Raw genomic sequence first — 16,385 nt, forward strand, 5'->3', positions numbered from 1 at the left:
ACTGAAGGGACTGACCCCGGAGGAGTTCCGGAGACAGTCCCTTGCGGCGTAGTTCTTATTTAAGCCGTCCAGGTTTTGGGGTGCAGTTCACGAATCACATTCCGGGGGCTCTGCAGTGCGTTGAGTTGCGCGGAGCCGGCTATGCCGCTTCGTGCTCAAGCGATGTTTGCGTCAGGCGCGTTACTCGGCGTGCGCGTAATCAACCTTGGCGCGACGGGCAGTGGCCTTCTCCCAATCGCTGGTGCCCTCAAAGACATCCTGCTTGTAGGGGTTGCGGCCGAGCTTCTTGGCACGGTAGGCGACGTAGATGATCGCGGCGATGTTGGCGACCAGTGCGACGATCGAGACCGCGGTGGCGGCGCCGGGGTCGAGCGTGGAGTGCGTCACAAAGATGGACTCCTCCTGGAAGTAGGGGAACACCTGGGCAAACATGCACCAAATGGCCAGCGTAAAGGCGCGGTTCTGGATCCAGCCGCCCTTGTTCCAGATAAAGGCGGCGACAGTGGGCGCCAGCAGCAGCGCAAAGCCGCAGAACCAGGAGTGGGTGGGCAGGCAGTTGTAGGTGTAGCAGAAGTTCCAGATATCGTAGGCGATGATGTAGACCCAGGTCATGTCGGGCCACAGCATGTCAGTCTTGTCCTCGGAGGCGTAGACGCTCCACCAACCGGTCATGCAGAAGATGTTGATGATGCCCGCGATGCCGTTGAACACGTTGTTCCAGCCGGCCAGCTGCGTAGCACCTTCGGAGGTGACCCAGGTGGACTCGCCCAGGACAAAGAAGTGATAGGCGCTCTCAAAGTCGGACACGACGGCAATCAAGATGTTGATGGCGACGATCACAAACGGCCATGCGCGGAACCAATGCGCCTTGCCGATCTTGCCCCACTGGTACTTAATGGCAATGAAGCCCCAGCAGCCGGCCAGCGCCGCGTATACCTTGGCGTAATGGAACCAGCTGTTCTGGTATACATGGGTGGGGTTGGTGAGCGCCCACTCGGCACCCTGCGAAACGCCGACGGCGATGGCGATGCAGTAGATGGTCATGGCCAGCGGAGCCACGCCAAAGATGATGGCCGCGCCGAGCTTGGTACGGCGGCCGACCTCGTTGAGTACGATCAAGCCGATAAAGACCATCGCCCAGCCGGCCCAGTGGATAAGGGTATCGCTACCCCAAACATCGAACAGCATGCTGCTCTCCTTTCATACGCCCGCGGCCCCTCTTCCGTCGCGGGCAGTTTGGCCAAATGTCATCAGTTCCTGGGCTTGCGCTCGGAATACTTGGCGGTGTAGCCCTCGATGTGGAGTGTCGAGGCGATAATCTCCTTAACCGTCTCGTCGGGCACATCGGGGTGCGTGCGGATGTACATCAACAGCCCCATGATGAGGGTGTAAAACGTCTCGTAGACATGGTCGATGCGCAGGTCATGATGGGCGACAAAGTCCACCACGGTGGTGTCGCAGATGTATTGCGCCACGCGCTGGACCACGTTGTGCAGAAAGCCGCCGTAGAGCGCGCCGCTGCTCGAGATGAGCGTGCTCGGCAGCTCGTGGCCGCTCACAACCAGGCGCTTAAAGAGCGGGGCGACGGTGTCGAGTGCGCCCTCGATATCACCGACGATGCGGCTGGCATTCCACTGCTCGAGCTCGGAGATAAAACCGTCGATTGCCTCGTCCATGACGGCGGTGACGGCGGCGTCCATGTCGACGAAGTAGTGGTAGAACAGCGAGCGCGTGCAGCCGGCTCGCTTGGTCACGGCCGAGACGGATAGATGGGACACGCCCAGCTCGGAGCTCACGGCGCGCACGGCGGCGAGAATCTCGCGACGGCGCTCGTCACCTGTCAGGCGCTTTGCCGCGCTGTCGGGCGTGGGGACGGCGTCGGCCACAGGGGTGTTCGCTGCGTTATCGCTCATGCGCTTGCCGCCTTTCATCCGTTTGGGCCCGACCGTTCGCCTAATAGTCTTGAATAGTGTTGACGGTTCGTCAATACTATTTTTGACATAATGTCAACAATGGCGGGTGAACGGCATGGGGGCATGCCCGGCCTGCAAAAAAGAGGGGCGCTGCGGCCTCGTCGGGCTGCGGCAAGAGAAGGGACAACCATGATTCTCAACGGACCGGGAATTAGCTACACCGAGCCCGACATCGGTTCGGAGTTCGTGCCGCCGCTGCCGGAGCATCCGCGCGAGGCCATTGTCAAGCTGTGCGAGCATTGCACCAACCGTCTGCTGCATCGCGATGAGCTGCTGGGCTACGAGTACTGGTCGTTTGCCGAGGCCGCAACCGACGAGCAGGCCGAAGTGCTCTGCAAGATGAAGATGCGCCGTCCCTATACGCTGCCCGAGATGGTCAAGCTCACCGGCATGCCCGAGGCCCAGATCGAGAAGATGCTCGACGACATGAGCTACACGGGTCTGCTCGAGTACAACTGGGAAAATCCCGAGCGCGCCAAGCAGTGGGTACTGCCCATGCTGGTGCCGGGTTCCGCCGAGTTCCTCAACATGCGCGTGAGCCAGCTCGAGGAGCATCCGGTCTATGCCAAGTTCTTTGAGCAGGCGTCCAAGGGGCCGCTGTCCAAAGCCACGCCGATGGTGCCGCCCGGAGGCGCCGGCATCGGCATGCACGTCATTCCGGTCGAGAAGGCTATCGATGCTTCGAGCACCTCGGTGCCGATCGAGCATATCGAGCATTGGCTCGACAAATACGAGGGCAAATATGCCGCCAGCACCTGCAGCTGCCGCGCGAGCCGTCGTGTGATGGGCGAGGGCTGTGCCGACGACCCCGCCGACTGGTGCATTGCCGTGGGCGATATGGCCGACTATGTGGTTGAGACCGACCGCGGCCATTATGTGACGCGTGAGGAGGTCTATGACATCTTGCGCCAGGCCGAGGACAACGGCTTTGTGCACCAGATCACCAATATCGACGGCGAGAACAAGATCTTCGCCATCTGCAACTGCAACGTCAACGTGTGCTACGCCCTGCGCACCTCGCAGCTGTTCAACACGCCCAACCTGTCGCGCTCGGCCTATGTCGCCAAGGTCGAGAAGGACAAGTGCGTAGCCTGCGGTCGCTGCGTTGAGGTGTGCCCGGCTGGTGCCGTCAAGCTCGGCCAGAAGCTCTGCAGCAAAAAGGCCGGCGGACAGGTGCCCGAGTATCCGCGCCAGGAGCTGCCCGATGCCACCAAGTGGGACCACACCAAGTGGTCGCCCAACTACCGCAACGACAACCGCATCGAGACACACGATTCCGGCACCGCGCCCTGCAAGACGGCCTGCCCCGCGCACATTGCCGTTCAGGGCTATCTGAAGCTCGCGGCGCAGGGCCGCTATGACGAGGCGCTAGCGCTCATCAAGCGCGAGAACCCGCTGCCCGCTATCTGTGGCCGTGTGTGCAATCGCCGCTGCGAGGATGCCTGCACCCGCGGTCGCGTGGACGAGGCCGTGGCCATCGACGAGGTCAAGAAGTTTATCGCCCAGCGCGATCTGGATGCCGCGACCCGCTATGTCCCACCTGTGGTGACCCCGACGCGCGCCGGCGGCTTCGACCAGAAGATCGCCATCATCGGTGCCGGTCCGGCCGGCCTGTCCTGCGCTTTCTACCTGGCCGAGAAGGGCTACAAGCCCGTCGTGTTCGAGAAGAATGAGCGCCCGGGCGGCATGCTCACCTATGGCATTCCCAGCTTTAAGCTGCAGAAGGATGTTATCGAGGCCGAGGTCGAGGTCATTCGCCTGATGGGCGCCGAGTTCCGCTATGGCGTGGAGGTCGGTCGCGATGTGACGCTCGACGAGCTGCGCGAGCAGGGCTTTAAGGCCTTTTATGTTGCCATTGGCTGCCAGGGCGGCCGCCTCGCCGGTATTCCGGGCGAGGATGCCGAGGACGTGACCGTGGCCGTCGACTTTTTGCGTGAGGTCAACAGTGGCAAGATCGACACGCTGCCCGGCCGCACCATCGTGGTGGGCGGCGGCAACGTGGCTGTCGATGTCGCGCGCAACGCCTGCCGTCTGGGTTCCGAGCACGTTGAGATGTTCTGCCTGGAGAGCGAGGACCAGATGCCCGCCAGCGAGGAGGAGCGTCGCGAGGCCGTTGAGGACGGCGCCCACATCAGCTGCGGCTGGGGCCCCAAGGAGGTCCATCTGGACGAGGCCGGTCGTGTGTGCGGTATCACCTTCAAGCGCTGCACGCGTGTCTTTGACGACGAGGGCCGTTTTGCGCCCGAGTACGACGAGAACGACCTGCGTCGTGTCGACGCCGACCGCGTGGTCATGTCGATCGGTCAGTCCATCGTGTGGGGCGACCTGCTGGCTGGCTCCAAGGTGGAGCTTGGCCGTGGCCAGGGTGCCCTTGCCGATCCTCAGACCTACCAGACCGCCGAGCCCGACATCTTTGTGGGCGGCGACGTCTACACCGGTCCGAGCTTTGCCATCAACGCCATCGCTGCCGGTCACGAGGCCGCCGTGTCCATCCACCGCTTTGTGCAACCGGGCTCCACGCTCACCATCGGCCGCAACCAGCGCCGCTACATCGCGCTCGACCGCGACGATGTCGTGATCGAGAGCTACGACAACGCGAGCCGCGAGGTGGCACATGTCGACCGCGAGCGCGAGAAGGCCGCGCCCTTTAGCGAGTACATCGAGACCTTTACCGAGGAGCAGGTACGCGCCGAGACCGCTCGCTGCCTGGGTTGCGGTGCCTCGATCGTCGACCCCAACAAGTGCATCGGCTGCGGTCTGTGCACTACCAAGTGCGCGTTCGATGCCATCCACCTGGATCGCGACCGCCCCGAGTGCTCCACGATGGTCAAATACGAGCAAAAGCTCCCCAGCTTGGGCAAGTACGCGCTCAAGCGTGCCATCAAGATCAAATTCGGGAAGAAGTAATGAGGTTCCGCCGTTCTAACGAACGGCGGCACTGCCGACGCTGCGCGGCGCCCAGATACCCCATCTTGCCCCTCAACTGCGGCGCCGCGGGCAAAAAGCCCAGCGGACGCCTTGTTTCGGGGCAACCTGGGGCACCTGGATCGCCGCTCGCTGACGTTTGGCTGACATCGCATCAACCGTTGCTGAAAGGTTTCTACCTTGCATGAATTGGGAATCGTCTATCACATTATTCGCGATGTCGAGAACGTGGCGCGCGCCAATGGCGTGAGTCGCGTTTCGAGCGTCACGCTGCTGCTGGGCGAGGTCTCGGGCGTCGTTCCCGACTTGCTGCTCGACGCTTGGCGCTGGGCGGCAGATAAAAAGCCTATCACCGAGGGCACGGAGCTTATCGTGGAGCCTGTCGAGGCCGTGACGCATTGCGAGGCGTGCGGCCGCGACTATGCGACGGTCGAGCACGGCAAGATCTGTCCCCATTGCGGTAGCGGCGAGACATACCTGCTGCAGGGCCAGGAGGTCATGATCAAGCAGATTGAGACCCCCGACGAGGACCCGCCAGATGCTGCTCCCGACGGCCTCTCCGACGCCCCCGATGCCGTCGACGCTGCCAACCCCCTCCACATCGTCTAGCCCCTAGTCGTTGGGGACGTTCTTGTTTGACTAGTCGTTTAAGAACGTCCCCAATGACTACTTACGTTAGTGCATAAGTCACGCTAATAGTCAAGTTATGTCTGTTTAAACAAAATAACTGCAGTACAAGCGCATTCGCGCTTGCCTAAAATCGATATTAATGACCAGCCTGCTTGTATCTGTAAAATGAATGGCTTGATAAGTGATGCCTTGGCGTGTAATCCGTCAAAAAGCAGTAACGTAATCAACTTGTAACAAACCTAGACGTTTAAACAAATTATCCAATCATTCGCATTTTTCTCTATAATTTTACAGGACGAACAGGTATACTCCTTTCATGTCGTGTAGGAAATACGTAGACAAAGAGGAGGTTATGTGATGGTAAGTATTGTTCTTGCTAGCCACGGGGACTTGGCAGCCGGAATCAAGCAGACGGGCTCGATGGTCTTTGGCGATCAGCCGTCTGTGGCCGTGGTCTCGCTCGAGCCGAGCATGGGCCCCGACGACTTCCGTGCCAAGGTCGAGGAAGCAATCGCTTCCTTCGAGGACCAGGAGCAGGTGCTCTTCCTCGTTGATCTGTGGGGCGGCACGCCGTTCAACCAGATCAGCGGTCTCATCGAGGGCCACGATTCCTGGGCTATCGTCACCGGTGTCAACCTGCCTATGCTCATCGAGGCATATTCGCAGCGCTTTGACGCAAAGAACACTGCACATGCGATCGCAAAACATCTCGTGACTGAGGCTAAGGCTGGCGTGCGCGTCAAGCCCGAGTCTCTGGAGCCCGAGGAGAAGAAGCCGGCCACGGCCGCCGCTGCTCCTGCAGGCGCCATCCCTCCGGGAACGGTCATCGGCGATGGGCACATCAAGATCGCCCACGTCCGTATCGACACCCGTCTGCTGCATGGTCAGGTGGCCACCACGTGGACCAAGCAGATCAACCCCAACCGCATCATCGTGGTTTCCGACGGCGTTGCTCACGACGAGCTCCGCAAGACCATGATCGAGCAGGCTGCCCCTCCGGGAGTCCATGCCAACGTCGTGCCCATCAAGAAGATGGCCGAGGTTGTCAAGGACACGCGCTTTGGTGACACCAAGGCCATGCTGCTCTTTGAGAACCCGCAGGATCTGCTCAAGGCTATCGAGGCCGGCGTCGACATCAAGGAAGTCAACATCGGTTCCATGGCTCACTCCAAGGGCAAGGTCGTCGTCACCAACGCCGTCGCTATGGGCGATGACGACGTTAAGACTCTCGAGGCCCTCAAGGCCAAGGGCGTCAAGTTCGAGGTCCGCAAGGTTCCTTCGGATTCCTCCGAGGATCTCGACGCCATGTTGAAGAAAGCTAAGGCCGAACTGGCCGCTCAAGCATAGTAAAGGAGGGTCCGATACATGTCTGCAATCACTATTCTGCTTGTTGCGATTGTCGCGTTGCTTGCCGGTATGGAAGGCATTCTGGATGAGTTCCAGTTCCATCAGCCGCTCGTGGCATGCACGCTTATCGGTCTCGTAACCGGTCACCTTCAGGAGGGCATCCTCCTGGGCGGTTCGCTCCAGATGATGGCCCTTGGCTGGGCTAACGTCGGCGCCGCCGTCGCGCCTGACGCCGCTCTGGCCTCGGTCGCTTCTTCGATTATCATGGTGCTCGCCCTCAACGGTGGCGCCACCGATTCGGCCAAGGCCGTTACCGCCGCCATCGCCGTCGCCGTCCCGCTGTCGGTCGCTGGCCTGTTCCTGACCATGATCTGCCGTACCCTGGCTACCGCTATCGCTCACGCCATGGACGGTTGCGCCGAGAAGGGCGACTTCTCCGGCATCGAGCGCTGGCAGTACGCCGCCATCCTCATGCAGGGCCTTCGTATCGCCATCCCGGCAGTACTTCTGTGCATCATCCCGGCCGAGGCGGTTACCAACGCGCTTAACGCTATGCCCGACTGGCTGTCCGGCGGCATGGCTGTCGGCGGCGGCATGGTCGCTTCCGTCGGTTACGCCATGGTCATCAACATGATGGCCACCAAGGAGACCTGGCCGTTCTTCATCCTCGGCTTTGTCCTTGCTGCCATCCCTCAGCTCACGCTGATCGCTCTTGGCCTCATCGGCATCTCCCTTGCCCTCATCTACCTTGGCCTCAAGGATCTGGCCAAGCAGGGTGGCGGCATGGGCGGTGGCTCCGGTGACCCGCTCGGCGACATTCTGAACGATTACGAGTAGGAGGGGAGTGATACATATGGCAGAGAACAAGATTCAGCTCACCAAGGCTGACCGCAAGAAGGTTTGCTTCCGTCATCAGTTCCTTCAGGGCTCGTGGAACTACGAGCGTATGCAGAATGGCGGCTGGTGCTTCGCAATGATCCCTGCGATCAAGAAGCTCTACACCAGCAAGGACGACCAGATTTCCGCGCTTAAGCGCCACCTGGAGTTCTATAACACCCATCCCTATGTTTCCGCCCCCGTCATTGGCGTTACCCTCGCTCTCGAGGAGGAGCGCGCCAACGGTGCACCGATCGATGACGTCGCCATTCAGGGCGTCAAGGTCGGTATGATGGGCCCGCTCGCCGGCGTCGGCGACCCCGCCTTCTGGTTCACCCTTCGCCCGATCCTGGGCGCTCTGGGCGCTTCCCTGGCCCTGTCCGGCAGCATCGCCGGTCCGCTGCTGTTCTTCTTCGCGTGGAACATCATCCGTTACGCCTTCCTGTGGTACACACAGGAGTTTGGCTATAAGGTCGGCTCCTCCATCGCCAAGGACCTCTCCGGCGGTCTGATGGGCAAGGTTACCGAGGGCGCTTCCATCCTGGGTATGTTCATCATCGGCGCCCTGGTCGAGCGCTGGGTGTCCATCTCCTTCACCCCGGTCGTCTCCAAGGTCACGCAGTCTGCCGGCGCCTTCATTGACTGGGCTAACCTGCCTTCCGGTGCCGAGGGCATCAAGGAAGCGCTGACGATGTACAACTCCGTCGGTGCTACCGCTCTTGATCAGGTGAAGGTCACCACGCTTCAGGCTAACCTCGATCAGCTCATCCCCGGCCTTGCTGCCGTGTGCCTGACGCTGTTCGTCTGCAAGCTGCTCAAGAAGAAGGTCAGCCCGATTGTCATCATTCTGGCTCTCTTCGCCGTCGGTATCATCGGTCGCGTTTGCGGCTTCATGTAATCGCGCTTCGGCTTACGACCGAGAGTTGCTAGGCAAGGGCTTTTGAGCCATTGAAACGGACCGCACCCGGTGGGTACACTGGATGCGGTCCGATTGTTTTATTTGGAGGGCGAGGCGCGCATGGCGCAATCTCAGAACAGCACGGTCGATCTGGCAACACCGGCAACCTGCCTGATGGGGCTTACCAGCCACGGTAACGTGATGGTGGGCAATAAGGCGTTCGAGTATTACAACGAGCGCAATCCCGAGGATTTTATTCAAATTCCGTGGGACGAGGTCGACTATATTGCCGCCGAGGTTTTGCGCGGCACTAAGAAGATCACGCGTTTTGCTATCTTTACCAAGGATAACGGCCATTTTACGTTTTCGACGCGCGACGACAAAGAGACGCTTCGTGCAGTTCGCAAGTACGTCGACGAGGATAAACTCGTGCGTTCGCCCGACTTTATCGATGTGACGGCCAAGGGCGCCAAGAGCATCCCCTCCGTTATCAAAAACCTCTTCCACAAAGGCAACTAGCTCCTCATAAGTTGCGGTGAAATAGTTCCTAAATACGGCTTTAGATGCTTCAGACAGGAACTATTCCACCGCAACTTCGAAGTCTAGTCATGCGACGTATGGCGATGCAGTAAATCTGCTACACTAGTACAACATGCCTCCGTAGCTCAGGGGATAGAGCACCGCTCTCCTAAAGCGGGTGTCGACGGTTCGAATCCGCCCGGGGGCACCAGAGGAACATCGAGCCCGGTACTGCTACGGTGCCGGGCTCTTCTGGTCTAAAGGCCGGATTCGGGCCGTCGACACCCGCGTCACCAATTTCCCCGCGGGGGAGTTTTCGAATCCGCCCGGGGGCACCAGAAAAACAGCAGGTCAGATGGTAAAAATTGTCTGACCTGTTTTTGGATAGATAGAGCGAAGTGGACGGTAGAGGGGTGCAAGAAAGCCCCATGACGACAACAGCTCATCTCCATATTTCACTCCGAATTTTCACACAAATGTCCGGTTCTCAAGGCTTCCCACTGCCTACAGGCTTATAAGAAGCCTTTCGGCCATGGAAGGCCTTGAGAATCTTGGGTGACATCGCAGCGGTATGGGCGAGTCTCCAGCGGCCCCGGCGTTTTCGGGTTTCATTCGGGATCCTCCGATGCCGTGGGCCTTTGAAAACTCGCCTCTTCCGTTCGCAGTACTGCCCTTACGCCTTAAAATTGTCCGGAAGAGACAACGACGCAGGAGGTCCGGTATGCCTGCCAGCAAGAAGGAGGCAAAGGAGTTCGTCAAACGGTGGAAGAAGCGCCTCGGTGCCATCCCCGCAGGCTCCAACAACGAGCAGCAGGATACGCAGAAGTTCTGGGTCGACCTGCTCATCAACGTCCTGGGCATCCCGTCCAACACCATAGACAGTTTCGTCGACTTCGAGCGGAAGGTGAGAGGCCGTCGCATCGACGTGTTCGTCTCCGACCACAACTTCCTGTGCGAGCAGAAGTCGTGGGGCATCGACCTCGACAAGCCCGAACCCAGGAACGGCGGCATGGAGACGCCGATCCAGCAGGCCATGTGGTACGCGCGGCACCTGCCGTACTCCGAGCGCCCCCGCTGGGTGATGACGTGCAACTTCGGGACCTTCCGCCTCTACGACCTCGACAACGAGCGGCCCGAGGACACCGTGCAAGAGTTCTCCCTCGAAGAGCTCCAGGACAGCCTGTATCTCCTGTCTTTCCTGACCTCTAACGAGACGAGCCGCCTGCATAAGGAGCAGCAGCTCTCCGTCGAGGCCGGGGCCTACGTCTCCAGGCTCTACGATGCCCTCGCCAAGCAGTACCACCACATTGAGGAGAGGGACGAGCGGGCAAAAGAGGAGCAGCGCTCCCTCAACGTGCTCATCACCCGAATCATCTTCCTGCTCTACGCCGAGGACGCCGACCTCCTGCAATCGCATCAGGCGTTCGGCAGGTACTGCGAGGGGGACCCCGCGAAGCTCCGCCGCAAACTGGTCGAATTGTTTGAGACAATCGACACGCCTCTAGAGCAGAGGGACGAGTACATGGACGACGACCTCACAGCCTTCCCCTACGTGAACGGCGGTCTGTTCGCCGACTCCTCCATCATCGTCCCGCAGATGACCCCGGAGATCCTCGAGGCCATCACCGACGCGTCCCAGGACTTCGACTGGCACGAGATTTCGGGCGTCATCTTCGGCGGCGTGTTCGAGGGCACACTGAACCCCGAGACGCGCCACGCCGGGGGCATGCACTATACGAGCGTCGAGAACATTGAGCGCTGCCTCAGGCCGCTCTTCCTCGACGAGCTGTGGGATGAACTGCACGAGGCCGAGGGTGAGAGGACAGCTGCCAAGCGCAAGCAGACCCTGGCGAGGCTGCACGACAAGGTGGCCTCCATCACCATCGGCGACCCGGCATGCGGCTCGGGCAACTTCCTTACCGAGGCGTACCGGCAGCTGCGCACCATCGAGAACCGAATCATCGAAGACGAGCTCAGCGAGGAGACCGGCAACGCGGGGCAGACGTCCCTCGTCATTGCGCAGGGCAGTCCCGTCCGCGTCTCCCTCGACCAGCTGTATGGCATCGAGATAAACGATTTCGCCGTCTCGGTCGCAAAGACTGCCCTGTGGATCACCGAGGAGCAGATGCTGCGTAAGACGCAGGAGATATATGTCGGCTACGACTTCGACTTCCTGCCGCTCAGGAGCCTCAGCAACCTTCATGAGGGCAACGCCCTCAAGACCGATTGGTCCGAGGTGTTCCCCGATGACCTTACTTATCTTGTAGGCAACCCGCCGTTCCTGGGTGCTCGCAACCAGTCCAAGGAGCAGAAGGTAGAGCTTCTTGAGGTCTTCGACGGAGCGAAGAACGCAGGCAACATCGACTACTGCGGGGCCTGGTACATGAAGGCCGCGAGGTTCACGCAGGGAAAGCGTACGCGCTGCGCCCTGGTCTCTACCAACTCGATATGTCAGAGCGAGCAGGTCGCCAACCTCTGGAAACCCCTGCACGACCTGGGTATCCACATCGACTTCGCTCACAACACGTTCCGTTGGGACAACGAGGCGGCGGATAAGGCCCACGTGTTCTGCGTCATCGTGGGCTTCTCGCGGGAGAACTGCGAGAAGAGACTGTATGTCCACGGCACGCCCGATACGGCTGAAGTTAAGAAAGCCGCGAAGAGCATCAATGCATACCTTTCCGATGCTCCAGACGCATTTATTTGGAATCGGAATAAGCCTATTTGTGATGTTCCCAAAATCGGAATTGGAAACAAGCCCATTGACGGCGGCTTCTACCTGTTCGCCGATGAGGAGAAGACTGATTTCCTAAATAAAGAACCAGGAGCCGAGTCGTACTTTCACAGGTGGATTGGTTCCAGGGAATTCCTGCATGGTGAAAGCCGCTGGTGTCTCTATCTTGGAGACGCTACCTTTGCGGAGTTGAAGGAGCTTCCCCGCTGTCGTGAGCGCATCGAGGCTGTTCGCGAATATCGTTTGGCTAGTAAAAGCGTGCCAACTCGAAAGCTCGCAGACAGACCAGCTCATTTTCACGTTGAAAATATGCCGAAGGGGAACTCGATCGTGGTCCCCAAGGTATCATCCGAGCGTAGGCGTTATATCCCTATGGGTTTCGTGGGTCCAGAGACGCTCTGCAGTGACCTGGTGTTCCTTATCCCTAACGCCTCCCTCTATCACTTTGGCGTGCTTCAGTCTCAGTTTCACAATGCATGGATGCGCACGGTTGCAGGTCGTCTCAAATCTGATTACCGCTACTCGGGAGGCATCGTCTACAACAACTTCGTCTGGCCCGAGCCCACGGAATCCCAACGCGAGGAAGTCGAGCGTTGCGCCCAAGCCGTGCTCGACGCCCGGGATGCTCAAGAAGGTGCAACGCTCGCGGACATGTACGATCCCAAGAACGAGACGTTCTTCCCCGAGCTGATGGCAGCGCACGAGGCGCTCGACGCCGCCGTCGAAGCCGCCTATGGCGTCGACTTCGGTGGGGACGAGGAGAAGATAGTCGCCCATCTCTTCAACCTGTACGCCAAGAAGGTCGGTGATAGCGAATGATCCACCCCACGCGTTTCTCCCTGCCTGACGAGGAATACCTGACCCTTCTTGGGGAGGCGGTATACGTATTCAACTCGAACGTCTCCTTCTTTGTAGAGAATCTTATGCACGCCGGGGCTCCCAATTGGTATGAGCTTACCGACATGACGACGGGGCGGCTCAAGGACGAAGGAAAGAAATGGCTTGTGAACGAAGAGGATGTAAGAATCCTGGAACTGCTCTGTGATCTTGGAAATGAGAGGAACAGAATCATTCACAGTTTTCCGGTGACGCATGATGGGCGACAGGAGCTCCGAACGAAGGTTAAGGCCAAGGACGAAGAACGCCCCAACTATCAATACCAGATTGACCGTGAGCTGCTCTGCTCCTTCATCGACAGAAATCAAGAATTGAGCGACGAGTTATACAAATGTAGAGATAGGAATACCGCCAATGCCTAACTCCATCTATACCCCCATATCGCTAGAGGTTGGTAACATCCTGAAGGATGTTCAGACGGGCAAGATCGGCCTGCCCGATCTGCAACGACCCTTCGTGTGGGGAAACGAAAAGGTCCGTGATTTGCTTGATTCCATGCTCCGCGGATACCCTATCGGCTATGTGATGTTGTGGGACTCTCCGAGCGATAATGCGGGCAAGAAGTCTGCCATAGGCTCGAACCAAAAGGTGTATGCCGTTCCCAAGTCCCTTGTCATCGACGGGCAGCAGAGGCTCACTGCCCTCTTGAGCTCTCTGTACGGCGTACCCGTGCGAGACAAGAACTTCAGGGAGCGTACGGTGAAGATCGCCTACGACCCCATCGCACGCTCATTCAAGAATGCCGACGCCTCGACCGAGAGGGATTCGCACTATGTGCCGGACGTATCCGAGGCTTTTGCAGCGAACCACGACAACAAGCTGAGCGCCTATCGCAGAGCGTTCATCAAACGCCTTAACGAGGCGAATGCCAAAAAGGGCGAACCCGAGCTCGACGATGGCGGCGAGGATGCCGTCGAGAGTGGGCTCAACGCATTGCTCGGGCTTGAGCGTTATCTTCTGCCGACGCTGGAGATTTCCGAATCGGCGGACGAGGAGACCGTATCGGACATCTTTGTGCGTGTGAACTCGCAAGGGCAGGCGCTTAAGCAGGATGACTTCATCATGACCCTGCTTTCGGTCTACGAACCTGCCATGAGGGAGCGCATAGAGGAGTTCTGCGCCATGAGCCATGCGCCCGCAAAGGGCACCTCGTACAACCCGCTCATGACCGTCTCGCCGACGCATATCATTCGCGCCACGGTGGGCGTGGGGTTCAAGAGGGGTCGCCTGCGTTATGCCTACCAGATTCTTCGCGGGCGAGATCTCAAGACAAAGGAAACGACGCCCGAGACGAGGGCCGAGAACTTTGCCACGTTCGGTCGTGCTCTCGATCTCGTGCTTGACTTGAACAACTGGCACGCCTTCATCAACACGCTGGCGGAGGCGGGCTACGTCTGCTCCGACCAGGTGGGGTCGGGCAACGCGCTCATGTTCTGCTATGCGTTCTACCTTATCGGGCGCTATGAGTTCGACATGGAGCCACTGGCTGTGCGCGGGCTCGTGCGGCGCTGGTATTTCGCCGCAGCCATAACGGGGCTCTATGTGGGGTCCTTCGAATCCGAGTTCGAGCAGCAGCTTAACGACGTCTCGCGCCTTGATACTGCCGACGAGTTTCAGGCGTACTTCGACCGTAGGCTTGCCGCCATCATGACGGACGATTATTTCTCCATTACGCTGCCCAGCTCCCTTGATGCAAACGAGGCGACGGGTCCGACCTGGTGGGGCTTCGTCGCGGCTCAGGTTGTGCTCGGTGCCAAGGCACTGTTCAGCACGGCCCCTCTTTCTCAGCTGCTGCTTACCGGTTCGTCGGGCTCCAAGAAGGCCCTGGACAAGCACCATCTGTTCCCAGATAACTACCTGAGGGCCAAGGGTTACCTTTCGCAGCGCAGCAACCGAGGTAACTTCACCCTCGTTGACTACCAGAACAACATCTACATCTCGGATGACGCGCCGAGCGAGTACGTCAGGAGGTACCGTGAAGCCCTGGGCGAGGACGAATACCGCCGCAACTGCGAGGAACACGCCCTGCCCCTCGGGTTCGAAGAGCTTGATTACGAGGACTTCCTCGGTCAGCGCAGGAGGCTAATGGGTGAGTTCGTGAAGAGGGCATATGAGCGGCTGTAGATTACGGACTAGTCTTTGGGGGTCATGTTGACTAAGGTTTTCATATCCTACGCATGGGAAAGCGAAGAACACCTCGAATGGGTAAAGGCGCTGGCCAACCGCCTTCTGTCGGACGGGATCGATGCAGTCCTGGACCAATATGATCTCGAACTGGGTGACAGGTTGCCTCAGTTCATGGAGCAGTCGGTCAGATCATCGGACTATGTTCTTATTGTCTGCACCCCAGCATATAAGCAGAAGGCCGATGCGAGAATCGGTGGGGTTGGATACGAGGGCCATATCATCAGCGGAGAACTGTTCTCTGGGCATAATGAGAGGAAGTTTATCCCGGTAATAAAGGAAGGGGGCGTCGAGGAATGTCTCCCGACCTTCCTCAAGGGGAAATTGGCGGTCGACTTGGGCGATGGAGTCGAGTCTCGTGGCTATAACGATTTGCTTGCGACCCTTTATGGGGTCAAGAAGAAGCCGTCGGTTGCGCCCAAGCGCCGCATCGCTCAGACATCTTCGAAAAAACGCGAAGAAGAGGGCGAGGGCTCTGAGCCCATCAGAATTGTCGGTATTGTGGTCGATGAGGTGGGAGAACCGAGGAACGATGGAACGAGGGGGAGTGCCCTGTACGAAGTGCCATTCCGATTGTCGAGACGCCCCAGCTCTCTGTGGCGCGAGCTCTTCTTGAAGTCCTGGGACTTGCCGCCAAGATTTACCACCATGCATAGGCCCCATATCGCATCGGTCGTCGGCGACGAAATAATCCTTAATGGGACCACCGTCGAAGAAGTTAGGGACTATCACCGTGACACCCTCGTCTTGTGCGTGGAAGAAGCTAACAAACTTGAGGCCGAATATCTTGAGAGGGAACGGAAACGCCAAGCTCGCGAAGAGGCTGCTCGGTCAGCCTATCGAAAGAACGTCGAGGACGTTGCGGGGACGATAGACTTCTAGACCGGCTTCCATCGTAGGACCGCCATAACAATTGGCCTCGCGGCTGATGGGTCCCGCTTATGGGCGGGGCCCGCGACGCATGGCGCCGCTCTCGCTGCGGCTCCCTGGCAACGCTCCCCGGGGCCGCGTTTCGTCCGCCTCCGCTCACACCGGCCCCGTTCGCCGAGCGGCTTCGCTCGATGGCTTCCAGTAGTCGCCATCGCTCCTCCGTGGTCGCCGGGCGGGGGCCTCTCGCGCCGGGTCGCCGAGCGCCGTCGTGCGACGCCCCCTGTCGATCGCGTCTTCTCGGCGTCGGCTCAACCGGCGCTCTCCGAGTGCTCGGTCAGTCCCCTGCAGGCCATGTCGCGCTCGCCGGATTCGGGCCGTCGACACCCGCGTCACCGATTTCCCCGCGGGGGAGTTTTCGAATCCGCCTGGGGGCACCAGAGCAATATCGAGCCCGGTACCACTGCGGTACCGGGCTCTTCTGGTTTAAAGGCATACCGTAGTTTTCACTGCTTCGGATAAAGAAAGCGCCCGC

At 59.4% G+C, this 16,385-nt stretch carries 12 protein-coding genes and 1 tRNA gene; 11 read left to right on the forward strand and 2 right to left on the reverse strand.

Going from position 1 to position 16,385, the window contains the following annotated elements; all coding sequences use genetic code 11:
• Positions 1–180: 180 nt before the first annotated feature.
• Both ACTNDJ_RS07975 and ACTNDJ_RS07980 read right to left on the reverse strand, forming a co-directional pair.
• The gene (locus tag ACTNDJ_RS07975) at positions 181–1,188 is read right to left on the reverse strand and encodes a DUF5692 family protein (RefSeq protein WP_154518417.1); all 1,008 of its coding nucleotides are present in this window, start codon (positions 1,186–1,188) and stop codon (positions 181–183) included.
• A 62-nt stretch (positions 1,189–1,250) separates the two neighbouring features.
• Positions 1,251–1,913 carry a TetR/AcrR family transcriptional regulator gene (locus ACTNDJ_RS07980; RefSeq protein WP_427719312.1) on the reverse strand — a complete coding sequence of 221 codons (663 nt, stop codon included), beginning with the start codon at positions 1,911–1,913 and terminating at the stop codon, positions 1,251–1,253.
• A gap of 189 nt (positions 1,914–2,102) precedes the next feature.
• Here ACTNDJ_RS07980 and ACTNDJ_RS07985 point away from each other — a divergent pair, with 189 nt between their 5' ends.
• From ACTNDJ_RS07985 to ACTNDJ_RS08035, 11 genes are all read left to right on the forward strand, one after another.
• Complete coding sequence (locus ACTNDJ_RS07985; RefSeq protein WP_441063852.1) at positions 2,103–4,880, forward strand: FAD-dependent oxidoreductase; 2,778 nt, start codon at positions 2,103–2,105, stop codon at positions 4,878–4,880.
• A 198-nt stretch (positions 4,881–5,078) separates the two neighbouring features.
• Positions 5,079–5,507, forward strand: coding sequence for a hydrogenase maturation nickel metallochaperone HypA/HybF (locus ACTNDJ_RS07990; protein ID WP_441015388.1), 429 nt, complete (start codon positions 5,079–5,081; stop codon positions 5,505–5,507).
• 378 nt (positions 5,508–5,885) lie between these two features.
• On the forward strand, positions 5,886–6,875 hold the full coding sequence (locus ACTNDJ_RS07995; protein ID WP_154518426.1) for a PTS sugar transporter subunit IIB: 990 nt from the start codon (positions 5,886–5,888) through the stop codon (positions 6,873–6,875).
• A gap of 18 nt (positions 6,876–6,893) precedes the next feature.
• Positions 6,894–7,712: a PTS mannose/fructose/sorbose transporter subunit IIC gene (locus ACTNDJ_RS08000; protein WP_055285302.1), complete on the forward strand. Its 819-nt coding sequence runs from the start codon at positions 6,894–6,896 to the stop codon at positions 7,710–7,712.
• Positions 7,713–7,728: 16 nt separating this feature from the next.
• Complete coding sequence (locus tag ACTNDJ_RS08005; RefSeq protein WP_154518429.1) at positions 7,729–8,649, forward strand: PTS system mannose/fructose/sorbose family transporter subunit IID; 921 nt, start codon at positions 7,729–7,731, stop codon at positions 8,647–8,649.
• A 120-nt stretch (positions 8,650–8,769) separates the two neighbouring features.
• Positions 8,770–9,168: a DUF956 family protein gene (locus ACTNDJ_RS08010; RefSeq protein ID WP_117646410.1), complete on the forward strand. Its 399-nt coding sequence runs from the start codon at positions 8,770–8,772 to the stop codon at positions 9,166–9,168.
• A gap of 135 nt (positions 9,169–9,303) precedes the next feature.
• Positions 9,304–9,379 (forward strand) — tRNA-Arg (locus ACTNDJ_RS08015).
• 510 nt (positions 9,380–9,889) lie between these two features.
• Positions 9,890–12,721: a DNA methyltransferase gene (locus ACTNDJ_RS08020; RefSeq protein WP_441083512.1), complete on the forward strand. Its 2,832-nt coding sequence runs from the start codon at positions 9,890–9,892 to the stop codon at positions 12,719–12,721.
• On the forward strand, positions 12,718–13,161 hold the full coding sequence (locus ACTNDJ_RS08025; RefSeq protein ID WP_441067385.1) for a hypothetical protein: 444 nt from the start codon (positions 12,718–12,720) through the stop codon (positions 13,159–13,161). Before ACTNDJ_RS08020 ends, ACTNDJ_RS08025 begins: the two co-directional genes overlap by 4 nt.
• Entirely contained in the window at positions 13,154–14,923 is a 1,770-nt protein-coding gene (locus ACTNDJ_RS08030) for a GmrSD restriction endonuclease domain-containing protein (protein WP_441067383.1), read from the forward strand. The genes ACTNDJ_RS08025 and ACTNDJ_RS08030 overlap by 8 nt, the downstream gene beginning before the upstream one ends.
• Before the next feature lie 27 nt (positions 14,924–14,950).
• Complete coding sequence (locus tag ACTNDJ_RS08035; protein ID WP_441083513.1) at positions 14,951–15,865, forward strand: toll/interleukin-1 receptor domain-containing protein; 915 nt, start codon at positions 14,951–14,953, stop codon at positions 15,863–15,865.
• Positions 15,866–16,385: the final 520 nt, after the last annotated feature.

Source organism: Collinsella sp. HCP3S3_D1, from assembly GCF_052064015.1.
GTDB lineage: Bacteria > Actinomycetota > Coriobacteriia > Coriobacteriales > Coriobacteriaceae > Collinsella.